This is a genomic window from Sinorhizobium garamanticum (assembly GCF_029892065.1).
Lineage (GTDB): Bacteria > Pseudomonadota > Alphaproteobacteria > Rhizobiales > Rhizobiaceae > Sinorhizobium > Sinorhizobium garamanticum.
The window spans coordinates 480,913-496,131 of the sequence record NZ_CP120374.1 but is presented as its reverse complement, the minus strand read 5'-3'; the positions used below and the strand labels follow the sequence as shown (position 1 = coordinate 496,131).

At 61.3% G+C, this 15,219-nt stretch carries 13 protein-coding genes and 4 pseudogenes; 7 read left to right on the top strand and 10 right to left on the bottom strand.

Going from position 1 to position 15,219, the window contains the following annotated elements; translation table 11 throughout:
* Positions 1-24 precede the first annotated feature (24 nt).
* Positions 25-311 (bottom strand): annotated as a pseudogene (locus PZN02_RS32165) (hypothetical protein).
* A 166-nt stretch (positions 312-477) separates the two neighbouring features.
* The gene (locus tag PZN02_RS22240; RefSeq protein WP_280662834.1) at positions 478-951 is read right to left on the bottom strand and encodes a Ros/MucR family transcriptional regulator; all 474 of its coding nucleotides are present in this window, start codon (positions 949-951) and stop codon (positions 478-480) included.
* 363 nt (positions 952-1,314) lie between these two features.
* Here PZN02_RS22240 and PZN02_RS22235 point away from each other — a divergent pair, with 363 nt between their 5' ends.
* Together PZN02_RS22235 and PZN02_RS22230 are read left to right on the top strand one after the other, a co-directional pair.
* Positions 1,315-1,590 (top strand): type II toxin-antitoxin system ParD family antitoxin, encoded by a 276-nt coding sequence (locus PZN02_RS22235; protein WP_280663233.1) that lies wholly within the window; start codon positions 1,315-1,317, stop codon positions 1,588-1,590.
* Positions 1,587-1,916, top strand: coding sequence for a type II toxin-antitoxin system RelE/ParE family toxin (locus PZN02_RS22230; protein ID WP_280662833.1), 330 nt, complete (start codon positions 1,587-1,589; stop codon positions 1,914-1,916). The genes PZN02_RS22235 and PZN02_RS22230 overlap by 4 nt, the downstream gene beginning before the upstream one ends.
* A 123-nt stretch (positions 1,917-2,039) precedes the next feature.
* Here PZN02_RS22230 and PZN02_RS22225 read toward each other — a convergent pair whose 3' ends face one another.
* Complete coding sequence (locus PZN02_RS22225) at positions 2,040-2,924, bottom strand: LysR family transcriptional regulator (protein ID WP_280662832.1); 885 nt, start codon at positions 2,922-2,924, stop codon at positions 2,040-2,042.
* Positions 2,925-3,013: 89 nt separating this feature from the next.
* Between PZN02_RS22225 and PZN02_RS22220 the strand changes: the two genes are divergently transcribed.
* Together PZN02_RS22220 and PZN02_RS22215 are read left to right on the top strand one after the other, a co-directional pair.
* The gene (locus PZN02_RS22220) at positions 3,014-3,718 is read left to right on the top strand and encodes a haloacid dehalogenase type II (RefSeq protein ID WP_280662831.1); all 705 of its coding nucleotides are present in this window, start codon (positions 3,014-3,016) and stop codon (positions 3,716-3,718) included.
* Between the two features lie 19 nt (positions 3,719-3,737).
* Complete coding sequence (locus PZN02_RS22215; RefSeq protein WP_280662830.1) at positions 3,738-4,529, top strand: aldolase; 792 nt, start codon at positions 3,738-3,740, stop codon at positions 4,527-4,529.
* A 115-nt stretch (positions 4,530-4,644) separates the two neighbouring features.
* On the opposite strand, the gene PZN02_RS32260 is transcribed toward PZN02_RS22215, so the two are convergent.
* Positions 4,645-4,863 carry a hypothetical protein gene (locus PZN02_RS32260; RefSeq protein ID WP_425336339.1) on the bottom strand — a complete coding sequence of 73 codons (219 nt, stop codon included), beginning with the start codon at positions 4,861-4,863 and terminating at the stop codon, positions 4,645-4,647.
* Positions 4,864-4,886: 23 nt separating this feature from the next.
* Between PZN02_RS32260 and PZN02_RS22205 the strand changes: the two are divergent.
* Positions 4,887-5,473 (top strand): annotated as a pseudogene (locus PZN02_RS22205) (substrate-binding domain-containing protein); the annotation flags it as partial.
* Positions 5,474-5,496: 23 nt separating this feature from the next.
* Here the strand turns inward: PZN02_RS22205 and PZN02_RS22200 are convergent.
* Positions 5,497-5,624: pseudogene (locus PZN02_RS22200) on the bottom strand (ThuA domain-containing protein); the annotation flags it as partial.
* A 174-nt stretch (positions 5,625-5,798) separates the two neighbouring features.
* Here PZN02_RS22200 and PZN02_RS22195 point away from each other — a divergent pair.
* On the top strand, positions 5,799-7,946 hold the full coding sequence (locus PZN02_RS22195; RefSeq protein WP_280662829.1) for a ParB/RepB/Spo0J family partition protein: 2,148 nt from the start codon (positions 5,799-5,801) through the stop codon (positions 7,944-7,946).
* A gap of 121 nt (positions 7,947-8,067) precedes the next feature.
* A pseudogene (locus tag PZN02_RS22190) lies at positions 8,068-8,565 on the top strand (DUF932 domain-containing protein); the annotation flags it as partial.
* On the opposite strand, the gene PZN02_RS22185 reads toward PZN02_RS22190, so the two are convergent.
* From PZN02_RS22185 to PZN02_RS22165, 5 genes are all read right to left on the bottom strand, one after another.
* Positions 8,563-9,234 (bottom strand): recombinase family protein, encoded by a 672-nt coding sequence (locus PZN02_RS22185; protein ID WP_280663232.1) that lies wholly within the window; start codon positions 9,232-9,234, stop codon positions 8,563-8,565. The pseudogene PZN02_RS22190 and the gene PZN02_RS22185 sit on opposite strands and share 3 nt — an antisense overlap.
* 125 nt (positions 9,235-9,359) lie before the next feature.
* Positions 9,360-9,725: a hypothetical protein gene (locus tag PZN02_RS22180; protein ID WP_280662828.1), complete on the bottom strand. Its 366-nt coding sequence runs from the start codon at positions 9,723-9,725 to the stop codon at positions 9,360-9,362.
* Positions 9,722-11,860, bottom strand: coding sequence for a hypothetical protein (locus tag PZN02_RS22175; protein WP_280662827.1), 2,139 nt, complete (start codon positions 11,858-11,860; stop codon positions 9,722-9,724). The genes PZN02_RS22180 and PZN02_RS22175 overlap by 4 nt, the downstream gene beginning before the upstream one ends.
* Positions 11,857-13,641 (bottom strand): hypothetical protein, encoded by a 1,785-nt coding sequence (locus PZN02_RS22170; RefSeq protein WP_280662826.1) that lies wholly within the window; start codon positions 13,639-13,641, stop codon positions 11,857-11,859. Before PZN02_RS22170 ends, PZN02_RS22175 begins: the two co-directional genes overlap by 4 nt.
* Positions 13,638-15,101, bottom strand: a complete 1,464-nt coding sequence (locus PZN02_RS22165; protein WP_280662825.1) for a tyrosine-type recombinase/integrase — start codon at positions 15,099-15,101, stop codon at positions 13,638-13,640. Before PZN02_RS22165 ends, PZN02_RS22170 begins: the two co-directional genes overlap by 4 nt.
* Positions 15,102-15,219: the final 118 nt, after the last annotated feature.

Here is a 15,219-nt window from a genome sequence, read left to right as displayed (position 1 = left end):
CGGCGGCCCAGCGGTGCGGCCGGCTCACTCGGTCCGGTCCAAGACGATCTTTATGTCCTGATAACGTCGGCCGCATCGACGAGAGCATTCCTGGCGTCATCGGCGGAGAGGTCGCGAGTGCGCTCCGATGATATCCGCAGATCGATGAGAACGTCCGTGCATCATCGATACCTGCCATGCCAGTCTGTTCGCGCATGTCGCAGATAGCGTCTATCGAGCGATCAAAGAGCCGGCTTATCTCGTGGCGTCAGTCGATCGACCTCGTTTGCCGCCCTGATCAGCTCTGCAATGAAATCGGTCGTTAGAGTCATCGAGGTGATCCTGCACGCTCATTCCTTGACCGGTGGCACTTTCTACTAGGCCGGCATTCGGGCAGGTACATGCCGGGCCCCATCGTGACCCCCCATGTCTTGCCAGTCGATTTTTGGCTCTGTCGTCTTGGCAACATGCTCACTTGTGGTGGCCCGGGCCGCGGCGTTAACGGAACTTCAGGCCTATCTTTTTGCGAATAGGAGGCGAGACTTCTGCGGGCGCTGATGGCTGTTTCTTTCCCAGGCCGGTCGCGCGTGCAAGTTCGGAGCGCTGTCGGGCATAATTCGGAGCTGTCATCGGGTAGTCGGCTGGAAGCTTCCATTTCTCTCGATATTGCGATGGCGTGATTCCGTACTTTGCCATCAGGTGACGCCGCAGGGATTTGAATTTCCCGCCGTCCTCCAGGCAGATGATGAAGTCCTCTGTCACGGATTTCTTGATCGGGACGGCGGGCCGTTGCTCTTCGAGGGCGGCCCCGGCTTTGACCGGCTGGGAAGTCCCTTCCAGCGAATCGTAGGTTTGCCGGATAAGATGCCGCAGGTCACCTGCGGGAACGACGTTGCGGCTCAAATAGGCTGACACGATGCGGCTGGTGAGCTCGAGTCTCGGTTCCCTTATTTCCGAACGCGATTCCGTCAATAATCTTCTCCGTGGCTCATGCAGTTTGAAATCGACGTGCGTAACTTGCAGGTATTTCGGCCGGAAGGAAGGCTGCTTGAGAGTAGGGGTATGTTTGTTACCAATTTTCCGGGCCTTTGTTCTTTGATGTCCTGGCAACATTTCATTTGCAAGAAGCCCTCCAGCTTTCTGTCGCAATTGTGGTGCGACTCGCCCGACGGACTGCGCCGACGCGTCAGGTCCGCTTTGGGGTCGGGAGCAGCCGCGCCGTTAGGAGCCTTTGGCGCAGCGTATCGGTGGATGTTCCCGTCCTGTGCTCAAAACATCGCATAATGTATCAACGCCGCGTCGGGTTCGTCGTTGAAGGGAAAGCGGTCGTCGTTCTTGCCAATTTTTGCCAAAGCCGCCATGATCTTTCGCATGAGCACAATGAACATTTCCCTCCCGGACCATCTTAAGAGCTTCGTCGATGAGCAAGTCGCCGGACGGGGCTATGGGACAAGTAGCGAATATATCCGGGAATTGATACGTCGAGATCAGGATCGTCTCGCTCTACGCAGGCTGTTGTTCGACGGAGCCGCGTCCGCACCGACCGACCCGGTTGACCCTGATTATTTCACTAGCCTGCGCGATCGAGTTCGTGGTCGGCACAGCAAGTGAATAACAAGAGGATTATTCCACGGGAGCTCGCTCGCAGCGATGTCGAGGCGGCCATCGATTATTATGCACGCGAAGCTGGAACCGAGGTCGCTTTCCGTTTTATCGACGCTCTTCAGGCGGCGTACGATTTGATCGCGAGCCATCCGGAGCCCGGATCGTTGCAGTATGCATACGAATTGGGATTACCTGACTTGCAGAGCGTCTCTCTGAAGCGACATCCCTATCTCGTTTTCCATCACCACCAGCCAGGTCATGTCGACGTGTGGCGCGTGCTTCATGCCAGGCGGGACATCCCGCAATGGATGCAGGAGCCGGATAATCACTGACTGCTGCGTCGTGGAGGAGGGTCGAATCCGTTCGAATGGTCGAGCATCCAACGGCGTAGGCTCGGGATAGGAGCCGTGATCGCATCGCGTGCTAAAATCCGGGAAGAACGAAGGTTGGTTGGTTCATGCGGCTGCCGGCGTTCGCCGCAGTGACGTCAGATTGACCACCAGGAAGTCCGCAAGCTCGCGCACCGCCGGTTCCAGCTTCTTCGTGATAGCGATGAGCGCGAGTTCCGACGGAGGCTGCGGGGTAAAGCCGTCGGCGCCGTTCAACAGATGATGCTCGGGTAGAATCGCATCGGCCGGCAGCAGGCTGATGCCGAGCCCCGACGCAACCGCTGCCTGGACACCCATCAGACCCTGGCTGGAATAGGCGATACGCCAACGACATCCACTGCTTTCGATCGCGCGTATCGCCCGTTCGCGATAAATACATCCGGCGGGAAACACTGCAAGAGGAACCGGATTGCTGCTGGTCGCAAGTGGCTGGTCACCAACCCAAACCAGCTGCTCCTCCCATTTGGCAATGCATGTCCCGTCGCCCGGCTCGCGCTTGATGAGGGCGAGGTCGATCTCCCCCGCTTGCAGAAGTCGGCGCAGTTCAAAGCTCCATCCACTGACCGTGTCGAGCCTTGTGCGCGGTGAAATTTGCGCAAAGCCGGAGAGCAGATCGATCATGCGCCGCCCGGCGAAATCCTCCGGAACGCCGAGCCGCACGGTCTTCGGCAGAGGCACGGATCGGCCGAGAGCCTCGCTCGCTTCGGAGGAAACCGACAATATCCGCCGGGCGTAGCTCATCAAAAGTTCGCCTTCCTCGGTCGTCCGTATTCCCCCCGTCGCGCGGTCACGGATGAGAAGGGTACGGCCAAGATTTGTCTCGAGCTTCTTGATCTGCTGACTGATCGTCGACTGTGTGAGGTGAACGCGTTCCGCCGCACGCGTGAACCCGCCCGCCTCTACAACCGCGGTAAAGCTGCGCAGCAGATCGAGATCGAAACCGAAGCTCATTCGATTCTCCAATAAAAGTTATGGCGACATTTAATTTCCAAATGAGGACGGCGGATGTCAATCCTCTCGCCGACAATCAGGAGATCGACATGACGCTTTCAGGACCGCGGCCAGAATGGCTGACCTTCGATTGCTACGGCACCCTTATCCAGTGGGATGAGGGATTGCTGGCGGCAATGGACAAGATCCTTGCCGGAAAAGGCCGCTCCATCGACCGCGATGCGTTCCTCGCCGTTTATGATCGGTACGAACATCGGCTCGAAGCGGAGCGGCCGCATCGTTCGTTCAGGGATGTAAGCGCCACGGCGCTTGCGCTTGCCATGGATGAATTCGCTCTGGAGTTCTCGGCCGGTGACTCCGATACTCTCACCTTGTCCATCGGTCGCATGCCGCCGTTTCCGGAAGTGGTCGCCACGCTTGCCGGGCTGAAGGCGGCAGGATTCAAACTTGCCATCATCTCGAATACGGATGATGCGATCATTGCGGGGAATATCGCGCAACTCGGCGGTGCGATCGATCGCGTCATTACGGCGGAGCAGGCGAGGGCCTACAAGCCGGCGAAACAGATATTCCAGCATGCCTGGAGAGAACTCGGCGTGGAAAAGGAGCAACTGGTTCATATTTGCGCCAGTCCGCATCTCGATCTTGCGGCGGCAAGAGAGCTTAGTTTCCGGACGATATGGGTTGACCGCGGGAGCGGCCGGAAGCCGCTTGCCGACTACGCGCCGAATGAAACGGTCGCCCGGCTCAGCGAGGTTCTCGGCTTGCTTTCGGTGGCAGGATGGACGGAATAGTTCTTGAGGAGATCTTAGCATGGCCCATGAGCTTAAACGCCCGCAGACAGCACCGGCAACCCTGCGAAATATCGACTTCGACAGGCAAGAGATCTGGCAGGCGCGTGTGGACTTAGCTGCTTGTCTGCGGGCGGCGGCCCGGTATGGTCTGGAAGAGGGGATCTGCAATCACTTCTCGGCGCTCGTGCCGGGACATCACGATCTCTTCCTCGTCAACCGGCTCGGCTGGGCTTTCGAGGAGACGACAGCGTCCAGCCTGCTGATCTGCGATTTCGATGGCAATGTCGTTTCCGGCGATGGCGAACCGGAGGCGACGGCTTTCTTTATTCATGCCCGGCTGCACAGGATGGCGCCGCGTATTGGCGCGGCATTCCATACCCACATGCCGAACGCGACAGCGCTCAGCATGATCGAGGGCGAGCCGCTGGTCTGGGCCGGGCAGACCGCGCTGAAGTTTTACGGTCGCACGGTGGTTGACGAAGACTATAACGGTCTTGCGCTCGATGAACGGGAAGGGGATCGTTTGGCGAGCGTTCTCGGCGACAAGGATATTCTCTTTATGAAAAACCACGGCGTCATGGTCTGCGCACCGAACATCGCGGAAGCCTGGGACGATCTTTATTATCTCGAGCGGGCGGCGGAGGTGCAGTTGAAGGCGATGAGCACGGGGCGGCCTCTATTGCCCGTCCATCCCGAAATCGCGGCTGCGACCGCCAAACAGATGCGGGAGGGCGATCCGGAAAGCGCGCGCCTGCATCTGGAAAGCCTCAAGCGCAGGCTCGACGTCAAATCCCCGGACTACAAACTTTGATTGTGCCGTACGGTGTAGCGGCGGTGCTTGAACACACCGCTGCTATTTCCCGCTGAATCAGGCAGTGAGCACGTCGTCCTGATATATCTGGTAATCCGTGTATCCACGGGCATCACTACCACAGAAGGTAATCACGATCGGCTTGGGCAAGCGGCCAATCACGGCGGAAGCGCTCCACGAGGTCAGGATTGGCGATGAACGGTTCGCCGAAGGCTGGCAGGTCGATCAGGCCGTCATTGAGCAACTGTCTGGCCTTCGTCAGATCGAGCCGTAACGACGTGCAACTCGCTGATCTCGCCCGCTCCAGTGCCGGCTCTTGCTCATCGGCCCGCATGACCGGGACGCCATCGCCGCAGCCGCTCCATCGCCTTTGTCTACGGCACGCCCAGTTATCGCGGTCGCCGGGAGCGTTTCTACGGCGCCCGCGAGATTGCCGAGCGCTACGAAAACGTCGAGCTGCATGTCCGGCAGTTCGAGGAGCAGACGGGCTTTCGTGGGGCGTTTCGCAATCTTAAGGAAAAAGGCATTCATCCAACCGACTATTTCTGTGCTCATGACGGCCTTGCCGTGACTGTCGTCAACGAGCTTCTCGGCCATGGCTACCGTATCCCTGAAGATGTCTCGGTAGTCGGCTTCGGGACTTCTCCCCGGCGACGCAGATTTCACCGCCGCTGACCACCGTGCGCATGGTAGGCGCCGAATGCGGCGCTGTGGGTCTCAGGTTGCTGCTCGAAAGGATCGAGCAGCCGCGCCTGCCCGGCATGCCGGCACGGCGCATCAATGTCGCCTCGCGGATCGTCGAGCGCGCCTCAGCGGGCCCCTGTCCGGCCCCGCCGGATCCGCTCCAAAAGGCTGGAAGCACCCTTCCGTTCGCGGCGACCGACAGTCCCGACAAGGCGCGTCCCGCCGAGGCGCGAAGGCCTGGCCGCGAGGTCCGTCCGTAAGGCTCCGCGCGCAGCAAGGTGATGCCGCGGCGGAAGATGGTCTTTATCTGCGGCACGTTGAATTCCTTCGCCTGATGGCCGAGCGGGGGATAGAAGGCGCGGCCCTTGCGTATTTCCGCTTCCAGACGACTGGCATGACCACGCCGTCGATCTAGGAGTGCAGCTATGCGTATTCGCGGGCTCGATCTGTCGGCGGAATCGGCAGCGCTTCAGCGTCCGCCTGGCGGGAGGGCGTGACGGCAGAGGGAGGGGAGGGAGGGTGGAACCGTGACGGGTTGAGAGGTTCGGAGAGAGTCTTCGGCCGGCCCGTTATGGAGAAGTGGACATGGCCCAAGCCAACCAGAAAATCATCCTCAGCGCCGCGCGCGACATCCCCTTCAACAAGCTCGTCTTGTCGCAGCAGAACGTCCGCAGGACCAAGGCTGGCGTTTCGATCGAGGATCTTGCCGAAGACATTGCGCGCCGCGGTCTGCTTTCGAGCCTCAATGTGCGGCCTGAACGCGATTCCGACGGCAAGGAGACCGGTTTCTACCATATTCCGGCCGGCGGCCGGCGCTACCGTGCCTTGGAGCGGCTGGTCAGCCAGAATCGCCTGGCAAAGACGGCCGCCGTTCCCTGCATTATCAGCAGGGGCGAGACGCTCGAGGTCGAGGACTCTCTTGCCGAGAACGTCCATCGCCTGCAACTCCATCCGCTAGACCAATTCCGCGCCTTCCAGACCCTGCGCGAACAGGGGCTGGACGAGGATGAAATCGGCGCCCGGTTCTTCGTCAGCGTCGCGGCTGTCCGGCAGCGCCTGCGGTTGGCTTCCGTCTCGCCGCGGTTGCTCGAGCTCTACGCCAATGACGAAATGAAGCTTGAACAGGTCATGGCTTTCTCGATCACCGATGACCATGTCCGGCAGGAGCAGGTCTGGGATACGGTTTCGCGGCAGCATTCACGCGAGCCTTACTATATCCGCAGGCTGCTCACCGAGACCGCGATCCGGGCGACCGACCGCCGCGCCGTCTATGTCGGCGTCGAAGCCTACGAGGCGGCCGGCGGTGTGGTGATGCGCGACCTATTCGATGAGGACAATGGCGGATGGCTGCAGGACCCGGCGCTGCTCGAACAGCTCGTGGTCGAAAAGCTCACCGCGGACGCCGAGGCCCTCAAGGCCGCCGAAGGTTGGAAATGGGTCGAGGCTGCCTTCGATTTCCCCTACGGATATACCTCTCTTCTTCGCCGCTTCTACGGCGAGCGGGCCGAATTCACCGAAGAGTCACGTGCTCGCTTTGATCAGATCAAGGCGGAATATGAAAAGCTCGATGCCGAATATGCCGACGCGACCGAGTATTGCCCAGAGACCGAACAGCGACTGGAGCAACTCGGAAACAAGCTCGACCGGCTGAAGGACCGGCCCTATGTCTTCGATCCGGCTGAAGTCGCCCGCGGTGGCGCCCTCGTCTCGCTCGGTGCTGATGGTGAGCTCAAGATCGAGCGCGGTTTTGTCCGGCCCGAGGATGAGCCGCAGGTCGAAAGCGTCGTTGATGGTGCGTCGGATGCCGATGGTGAAACCGGTGATGACGTGTCTGGATCGTCATTCGTCGGCGAAGCCGCGGTGAACGGCGCGCCCGCTCACAAGGCACACATCGACGAGGGGGACGACGACGGTAAACTCCGACCGCTCTCCGACCGTCTTGTCGAGGACCTGACGGCGATGCGCACGGTCGCGCTCAGGAACGCGCTGGCGAACAATCCGGTCATTGCTTTTATCGCGGCTCTGCATGTCTTCGTCCTGAAGACCTTCTACGTCTACGGATCGGATTCGTGCCTGGAAATGACGCTGCAGAGCGTGAAGTTCGGCCAGACCCAGGGGCTCGGCGACACGGTCTGGGCGAAGGAGATCGAGCTGCGGCACGAGGCCTGGGGGCAGGATCTTCCGAAAAACCCGAACGAGCTCTGGGACTTCCTGATTGCGCTCGATGACGTCAGCCGCGAGGTGCTCTTCGCCCATTGTGTCTCGCTGTCCGTCAATGCGGTTGTTCAGCCGTGGAACCGACGGCCGGCGGCGATCGCCCATGCCGATCGGCTCGCTCATTCGATCGGCTTCGACATGGTGCAGGCAGGCTGGGAGCCAACGGTCGACAATTATCTTGGACGCGTGACTAAAGCGCATATCCTTGAGGCGGTCCGCGAGGCGAACGGCGAGCAGTCGAGCGAGCTCATAGATCACCTGAAGAAGCAGGATATGGCGCGTGAAGCCGCGCGGCTACTGAAGGGTAGCGGATGGCTTCCCGAACCGCTTCGGCTCGCTGTCGATAACATCCCGATCGGCGACGCCATTACCACGACTGACGCCATCATCGAGGACGATCCTTCCGAGGGCGCCACGGTTGAACTTCCGGCATTCCCGACCGAAGACGTGCATGCCGAAGAGGCGTCCCCCGACACCCACGCAGACGAGCACCAAGACATCGCCGCTGCAGAGTAACCTGATTCCGGCCTGCGTATCTCTTCCCACCTGACTACATCGTCGCCTGCCACCCTCGGCAGCAATCATCCCCATTGGCCCGGCCCTCATGCCGGGCGTTCTCATTTTGAGGAGACTGCACATGAACACCATGGCTTCCAGCGTTCCGCCGGCATCGACCGGCTTCAGGGTCGACATCTCGCGCGGAGAGCGCGTCGGTCGCGTGTCGTCGGAATGGTTCTCGCGCCCGGACGACGAGCGCTATCTCTCCCTCGGCGACCTCTACGATGCGGTAAAATCGCGGACCGACCGCGCCCATGCCCGCACGGTCGAAAGCTCCTCCATCCGGGTCGAGGCGAGCCGTAATAATTCCGAGCGGCTCGAACTAATCATTCCCGCTGAGAAACGGCCCGTCACGCCGACACACTGGAGCTACGGACAGCTTTGCAGCCTGGTCGGCGCGCCGGCGAGCTACATGCGCCAGCTTCCCGCTCCGCTCGCCGGCATAAACCTCCAGCACGGCCTCCTCAATCACCGCGCCGAACTGGTCAAGACGCTGGAGGCCGATGACGGTCGGCTCGAACTCAGGGCGATTACCGGGCCAGAATACATTGATTATCTGAACGGTCATCTTGTCTCACTGCCAGTTCATCGGTCCCTTTCCATCGGTATCGCGCCAGACTTGGTTCGGAAGCGGCTGTCCGCTTTCGACGGGTTTGGAGCGTTTAACGATATCGGCGACGGTATTCTTGCTGATGCCAAGATCACGGGCGATCCAGCGGTAACTGCGACCTTCGGCGACAAGCGCGAGAACTTTTGCCGCAAGCCGATCGGATTTGGGCCGCTGCCCGGTCTGCCGGCCAAGCTTTTTGCCGCGCGCTTTCGCTGCTGCGAGCCCGGACTTAACCCGCTCGCTGATCAGGTCGCGTTCGAATTCGGCGATGCCGGCAAGGAAGGTTGTCAGCATCCGGCCGTACGGCGAGGACAAGTCGAAGGTTATTCCGTTCGTGGCGATGACCGACACGTTCCAGCTCGCCAGCGCCCGCAGCGTGTTGAGGAGATCGATGGTCGAACGGCCCCATCGGGAAAGCTCTGTCACCAGGACGGCATCGATCTGTCTGGCCTGGGCGAGCGCCATGATCTTTTTGCGTTCAGCACGATCAAGCTTCGCGCCGGAACCCGTCTCTTTGAAAATTCCCGCCACGTCGTAGCGGGCGCGGACAGCGAACGATGTCAGGTCGCGCTCCTGCCTCTCACATGACTGGTCGGCGGTCGAAACCCGACAATAGATGGCGGCACGCTGTCCCAATTGAACCTTCCGGAATCTGAAAATCGGAAGGCCTTGATAGGTATGGCGCGAGTGTTGTCCAGAACAGACTGTAATTTAATGGGGACAACAGCATGCCGCCGATTCACATCCGGAGTGAACGGCGGTTAGGCATCATTTAACTTGCTTATCGTGAACACCAGCTTACCACCCCGGTTCGCGCTGGCGCGTTGCAACAGGGCGCGGACTTGAAGGTGCTGGGCGATCACATTCGCCGCGTCGCGCTGATCGCGCGTTGCGTCGATCGGCTGGGGGCGGGGCTCTTTGAGGGGCGGAGTGGCGGTCTCAGCCACAACCGCGCGCAGCTGTGCGACGATTGCCGTGGCGCGGTTTGCCGTTGCCCGGCTGACATTGGCCTCCCGTGCCAGATTGGCAACCGTCAGACGTCCATCGGTCCGGATTGCCTTGCCCGAGACAAGCCGGTTCAATGCGGCACGAAGTGCCTGGTCGGTCGCTATGCTGACAGGCTTCAAGACCGTTCCTCCAGGAGCGGAGCGATCAGCTTGCGCATCCGATCCCGATCCTGCCGGATGGCGCTGCGCTGCAAGCTCGACAATCGCTTCTCTTCGAGCATGGCTTCGGCGTGCGCGATCGCGGCTTGCCACGCCGGCAAATGGCGGCGTGCAATGCAGGAGTTCGGGCAGCGATCGGGAGCGCAGTTCGACAGGATGGGCTGGCTTGGCGAGGTCTCTGACCGGCCGAGGCAGAGCGCGGTTGCCGGCTCAAAGAAGCAGTCGTTCAGGTAGCCGACATGCAGCGTGCGTGCGAGGTGAGCAAGCATTGCCTTCACGCGTTTGCCATCCGCAATCACGCCAGGCAGGGAGCCGATCTCCTGCGCCGCCCGATCAATCTCGTGTGTGATGCGGGATGCGCCGGGGCCGGCCAGGCGCTCCCCCCGTCGTGTCGCTTCATAATGCTCGACGATGTCATCGAGCTGCCCCAGACAGTGTTCCTGCTCCACCTCCTGACGGAAGCCGGAGGTCGACGAGCCGGCGTAGCCGTCGAACATTGCCACGGAGGCATGCTTGTACTGGATCTTGCCGGCGACCACACCGAAAGGGCGGTTGGCAATGTACCAGGCGACCGTGCGGCGGAACTGCCGCGTGTTGAAGACCCAACTGCGCCCCTCGACGAGCGGAATTGCTGGCTCGTCCTTGGTTCCGAACTGCTTGTCCAGGTACTGGCGGTACCGATTGATCCGATCTACCACATCCGGTATGCCACGGTCGCTCACAGTCGCACGATGAAGAGCGATCCAGATGCCATCATGCTTGCGTTGTGGTCGGTGCCTCAATGCGAGGCGCTCGGCCACCTCAATGGCACGCGCGACTGGCGCGATCGTCACCCACTCCTCGGGAGTGCCCTGTTCTTCACGTCCCTTGTAGACGGTGCTTCGGATGGCCAGCCGCTCGATCATGCCGTCGACGCTGCGTTTGCGCTGAAGACAACCGGGTTGCATCGCCTGGAGTTCACTGTCCCGCATGCCGGTCAGATAGGCGCAGACGATATAAGCGGCCATCTGGAGCTGGCGCTCCTCGTGCGCCAGGGCGTAGTCGTCGAAGCGAGGCCGCCATGGGCGGCCGCTCTCAGGATTGATAGCGATTGGCGTGTCCATGCCGCCGTGCTCCACACCCAGTTCCTGCACGGCTTCGAGGAGAAGAGCGTAGGCAGTCTTGTTGTAGAGGCGGATCGTCGGGCGCACACCGCTGTGCAACGAGATCAGCCGCATGTTCAGCACTTCCCCGCCGATCCGGGTCCCGCGCGCAAGAGCACCGCAAAAGCCACCAATGCTGGCAGGACCGTTCCACACCGGGATGCCGCGGCCGGCACGACGGCGTGCCTCGATGTAGGAAACGACGCGCGGGAGAATACTGCCTGGCGCAGCTCTGTGAGGGCGGATCGGAGAGGCCGCTTCCAGTCTGTCAAGTTCCTCGCGCGCTGCAAAGATGTCGGTTGAAAACAGCTCGACATAGCGAAGCGACCACCGTAGCAGTTCGGTGATCACCGGCTCGGGTATGCGCGGCGTCCGGTTCTCATGGGGTCGGCCGCCACATCCTGCCACTCTGTAGGGCGCTGCGCCGTTCCATGGGACGAAACTTAATCCGCCGTGTGTCAGGAAGCGGCCGAGCCGGTGAAGCTGCAAAGGCGCTTGCAAGTAATCGGCAACCCGTCCTGGCGAAACGGACCGGCGCAGGTGGGACGTGAGATAGGCATCGAGCAGAGCCTGATCGACGAGAGCGGAGTCGAACCGTCCCCTTTGTTCCCGTACGAAAGCCATGAACTGACGCAGGGTATTGAGCACCCCGCGTGCTGCCAACGGCCGCAGCCGACCGGAGCGATCTGGCAAGCGCTCATTGAGCCAAGCGTAGATGTATTCCTTGGCAGTCAGCTTCTCCACCGGACAGACGAAGGTGGTGAAGTCAAGGGTGCGGCCTTCGCGTACCCTCTCCTGGAAAATTGCCGGCTCGAGATCCCAGACGTCCGCGCCAAAGAGAGACAATGCTTTCCGATCGGTTCCTTCTCGGAGCTTCATCGACGCAAGGACAATGTCGGTGTCGCTTCGGATATGAGACGAACGCGGGATATGGTCGAGGCTTGTCGCTGTCATCGTGCCGTCGCTTCCACTGGCAGATAGAGAAGTGTCGGGTCTCCGGCTTCAATCGTAGTTCGGGCCGCTTCCACCAGCTGCGGCGCAAAGGCCGGAAGGATCTGGTGGGTGATGCGATGCCAGGCGCGAGCAAACTTGACCGACCACTCTTCGGCACTGAGGGCGGCGCGCTGGTCGGCGATGAACGACTGAAAGGCGAGAAGTGCAGGGAGCTTGCGTTCGGTAATGACGGCGTTCTCGCATTCCAGGCATCCCCAGAAGGGGATCGGGCAGGGTTTGCCGGCTTCGATGAAAGGACTCTCGTAAAAGCCGCCGCAGCGCGCGAGCCAGACATCCTGCTCACCCTTCGGCGGAGCCTGCTCCTGCGGCTCTACGATAGGGTTCTGCCGCTGGCTGGTGACGAGGCGTGGTCTAAGTGCGGCGTCGAGGGCGTCGTGAAACGCGTCAGCCAGTGTCTGCTCGTGGACATGACGCAGGGCCGGTATGTCGGCATAGTGCCTGGCTGCAACGCCGATCGAGTGGCCGACGGCGAACTGCTCGAGTTGTCCGTTCGTGCGACGATACCATTCTGCTTTATAGGTCTTTCGAAGCCGGGAGAGCTGTAAGCGCAACGGCTTGCCGTCATCATTCGCCAGCTTGTACTGCTCGACAAACGTCTCGACGCCCAGTCCGCCACCCTCACTCAGAGATCGTAAGCCGTTGACAGTCCAGAGAATCCACAAGCGGTCCGATCCCGTGTGCCGGCGTGCTCGTTCGGTCAATGCGATCGCGAGTCTGATCAGTCCGCCTGGCGTTGCGATCGATCCGTCCCGCACCCGCAGGCGCTTCCATTCCGAGCCGCGTGCCCGCCGCTTGTAATACTCGATCTCGACGTAGCCTTTGGTGGGATTGCGCAGGCAGTCTGCCTTGAGACGGTTCAGGCACTCCATCTCCATGCCGGTCTCGAGCGAGAGCAGCACCAGGAACGCCGCGAAGTCGATTGCCGTCAGGTGGAATCCCCTGTGCAGCACCTCGACCCTCGGATCGACCTGTCGAGAATAGCCGAGTTGCATGAAGCGTTTAAAGGCTGGATGTCTTGTCTCGATCCTGCCGGATCTTACGATCTCGGCCCTGACGGCATCATAATGGGCGCGCAGCTGCGTACATGTATCAACGCCGGGTGGAGGCGCTGGAAGGTCGTCGCCGATGGTGATGCGCTGGCGGGCGTTGGCGACTTGCGCGCGCGCGGCGGTCCGCAATGCTTCGGCGATCCTGCTGCTATAGGCGTCACGAGGGCGGCTGCTGCCGCCGTGACCATGTCCCAAATAACGCAGCCGCAACACGACATCAGGGGTGAGCACGCCGGGACGATCCGTGAGCGCGATCCGCAACACACCGATCAGGGCCGCCAACAGGTGCCGTTGCGACAATCGGGTCCCTACATTCTGCTCAAGCCAACCTTCGTAGTCGTCGATCAGCTTGACGCTGATGTCGCCCAAAGCACGTAACGTGTGCCCTTCAGCATCGAGGAAGGACCAAAACCGCCGCAGCTCCAGGATGTTACGCTGCAGTGAGCGCCCGATCGGGGTTGGTCCCATCTGACGGATGCGCTCACGCAGCAGCGGCGCGATCTCCGCGACGAAGGATGGGTGAGTCCAGGCGCTCAGGTCGACGAGGAGTTCGCTGCCCGTGTCGACACGCACGGCGAAGCGGCGCGGATCGGCGGTGATGATGGCCGCGACCGTATCCGCATCCGATGTCTCCGACTGCGGCGGAAATTTAGCCCGTCGTCCCCGCCTCATGGCACGAGTTCCCCGGACACCGCGTCCAGCCCGAAGCTGCTTACGGCCGCATCGACGATCTCCTGACTGTCGGCAAGATGGTCGAGATAGATGTAGGTGCTTTCGATCCGACTATGTCCCATCAGCCTTTGAAGCTTCAGCAGCGGGTCGCCGATCATCCGGCGATAGGCGGAGCCGAGATGCGCCGATCGTTCGCTGACCACCCAACGGACCTGCTCGCGCAGAAGCAATGTCAGCATGTGGACGGCAAAGCTGTGGCGGAGCATGTGCGGCGTGACGTGCATGTCCTCGAAGCCAAAGCGACGGCATCGTTCGCTGGCCCGCATGAACACGGCTTCCCAGGCAGCCATCGAAGCCGGCTGTCCGTCCTCGGTCAGCCATAGCGCCAGTGGCGAGCCGGTGGCTTTGTCGACAAGGCGGGCCCGTTCGGAAGGGCTCAGTTGATCGACGCTTACTCTGACGGCGTGATCGCCGTTGACCAGGCGCAGAGCGCGGTGCTCATATCCGGCGACCGCGATCGATCGCTTCATCCGGTAGATGCGACCGCGCCGCCGACGACGCTGAAGAGCATTCTCCCGCTCAATCAAACCGTAGTCCTGGAGCTGCCTGATCAGGCGAATGGGCATGCGAATATCCCGGCCGCGCGACCCCTTTGCCGTCGCCGCGGCGAGACGGAAGGCTAGGGAACGAGCGGTATCGCCTGTTTGGATGTCCAGCTTTGGCAGCTCGTTCAGCAGCAGGCTTGATGCTTCCTGCAGTCGCAGACCGGTCGTGATCAGCAGTTCCGCAAATAGGGCGTTGCGCTCGCCATTGCGGCCGCGCCAGGTGGGGTCTTCCTGCCCGTCAGGGAGCCGGCCGCGCAACCCGACGTCGCGGAACACCAAATAGCGCGGCAGATCCAGGAAGCGCATGTCGCCCTTGCGCGCCCCATTCTCCTTGGCGCAGTTCACCGCTACGGCCATAACCGCTCCCGAAGAAGAGGAGCGTGACCACATCTGCCTGTAGGTGAATGGCGCCGTTGCGACGATCCTCTCATCGACGGCCCAGCGATAGAGTTTGTCGAGTGCCGCAATCATCCGGTTCCAGGACGAAGCCGATATGCGAAACGGCGGCTCCGACAGGCGCCGGGCCTCGTGGAAAGCGGCAATGTCGTCACGGTCCGCTGCCCACACAGACTTGCCGTCCCGTCGCTCCTCGAGAAAGCGCATCCAGACGACGATGTCTCGCGCATAGGCGCGAAGGCTGTTCAGCGAGCGTACGCCCATGGTCGGACACGATCGCAGGAAGCGGTTGACGTTATGGTCGTAGGTTCCGTCTTGCCTGAGAATGAAGGGCATCCCCTCGACAAGCCCGATGTTGTCCGCGGCCGCTATCTCTTCCTTCGACAGCTCATGCGCCACGCCCTCGATCGTCACCGACCGATGCAGGGTGGAAAGGTCGGTGAAGAAGAGCTGTGGCAATGGAGCCCTCCGAGCGGCGGCGATGATTTGCCGGGACGGGCTCGAGCCCGCCCCGGCAAATCATCGCCGGCACATACGCAACGATGCGCATTCCAATTGCCGGCATACTGATCATGAT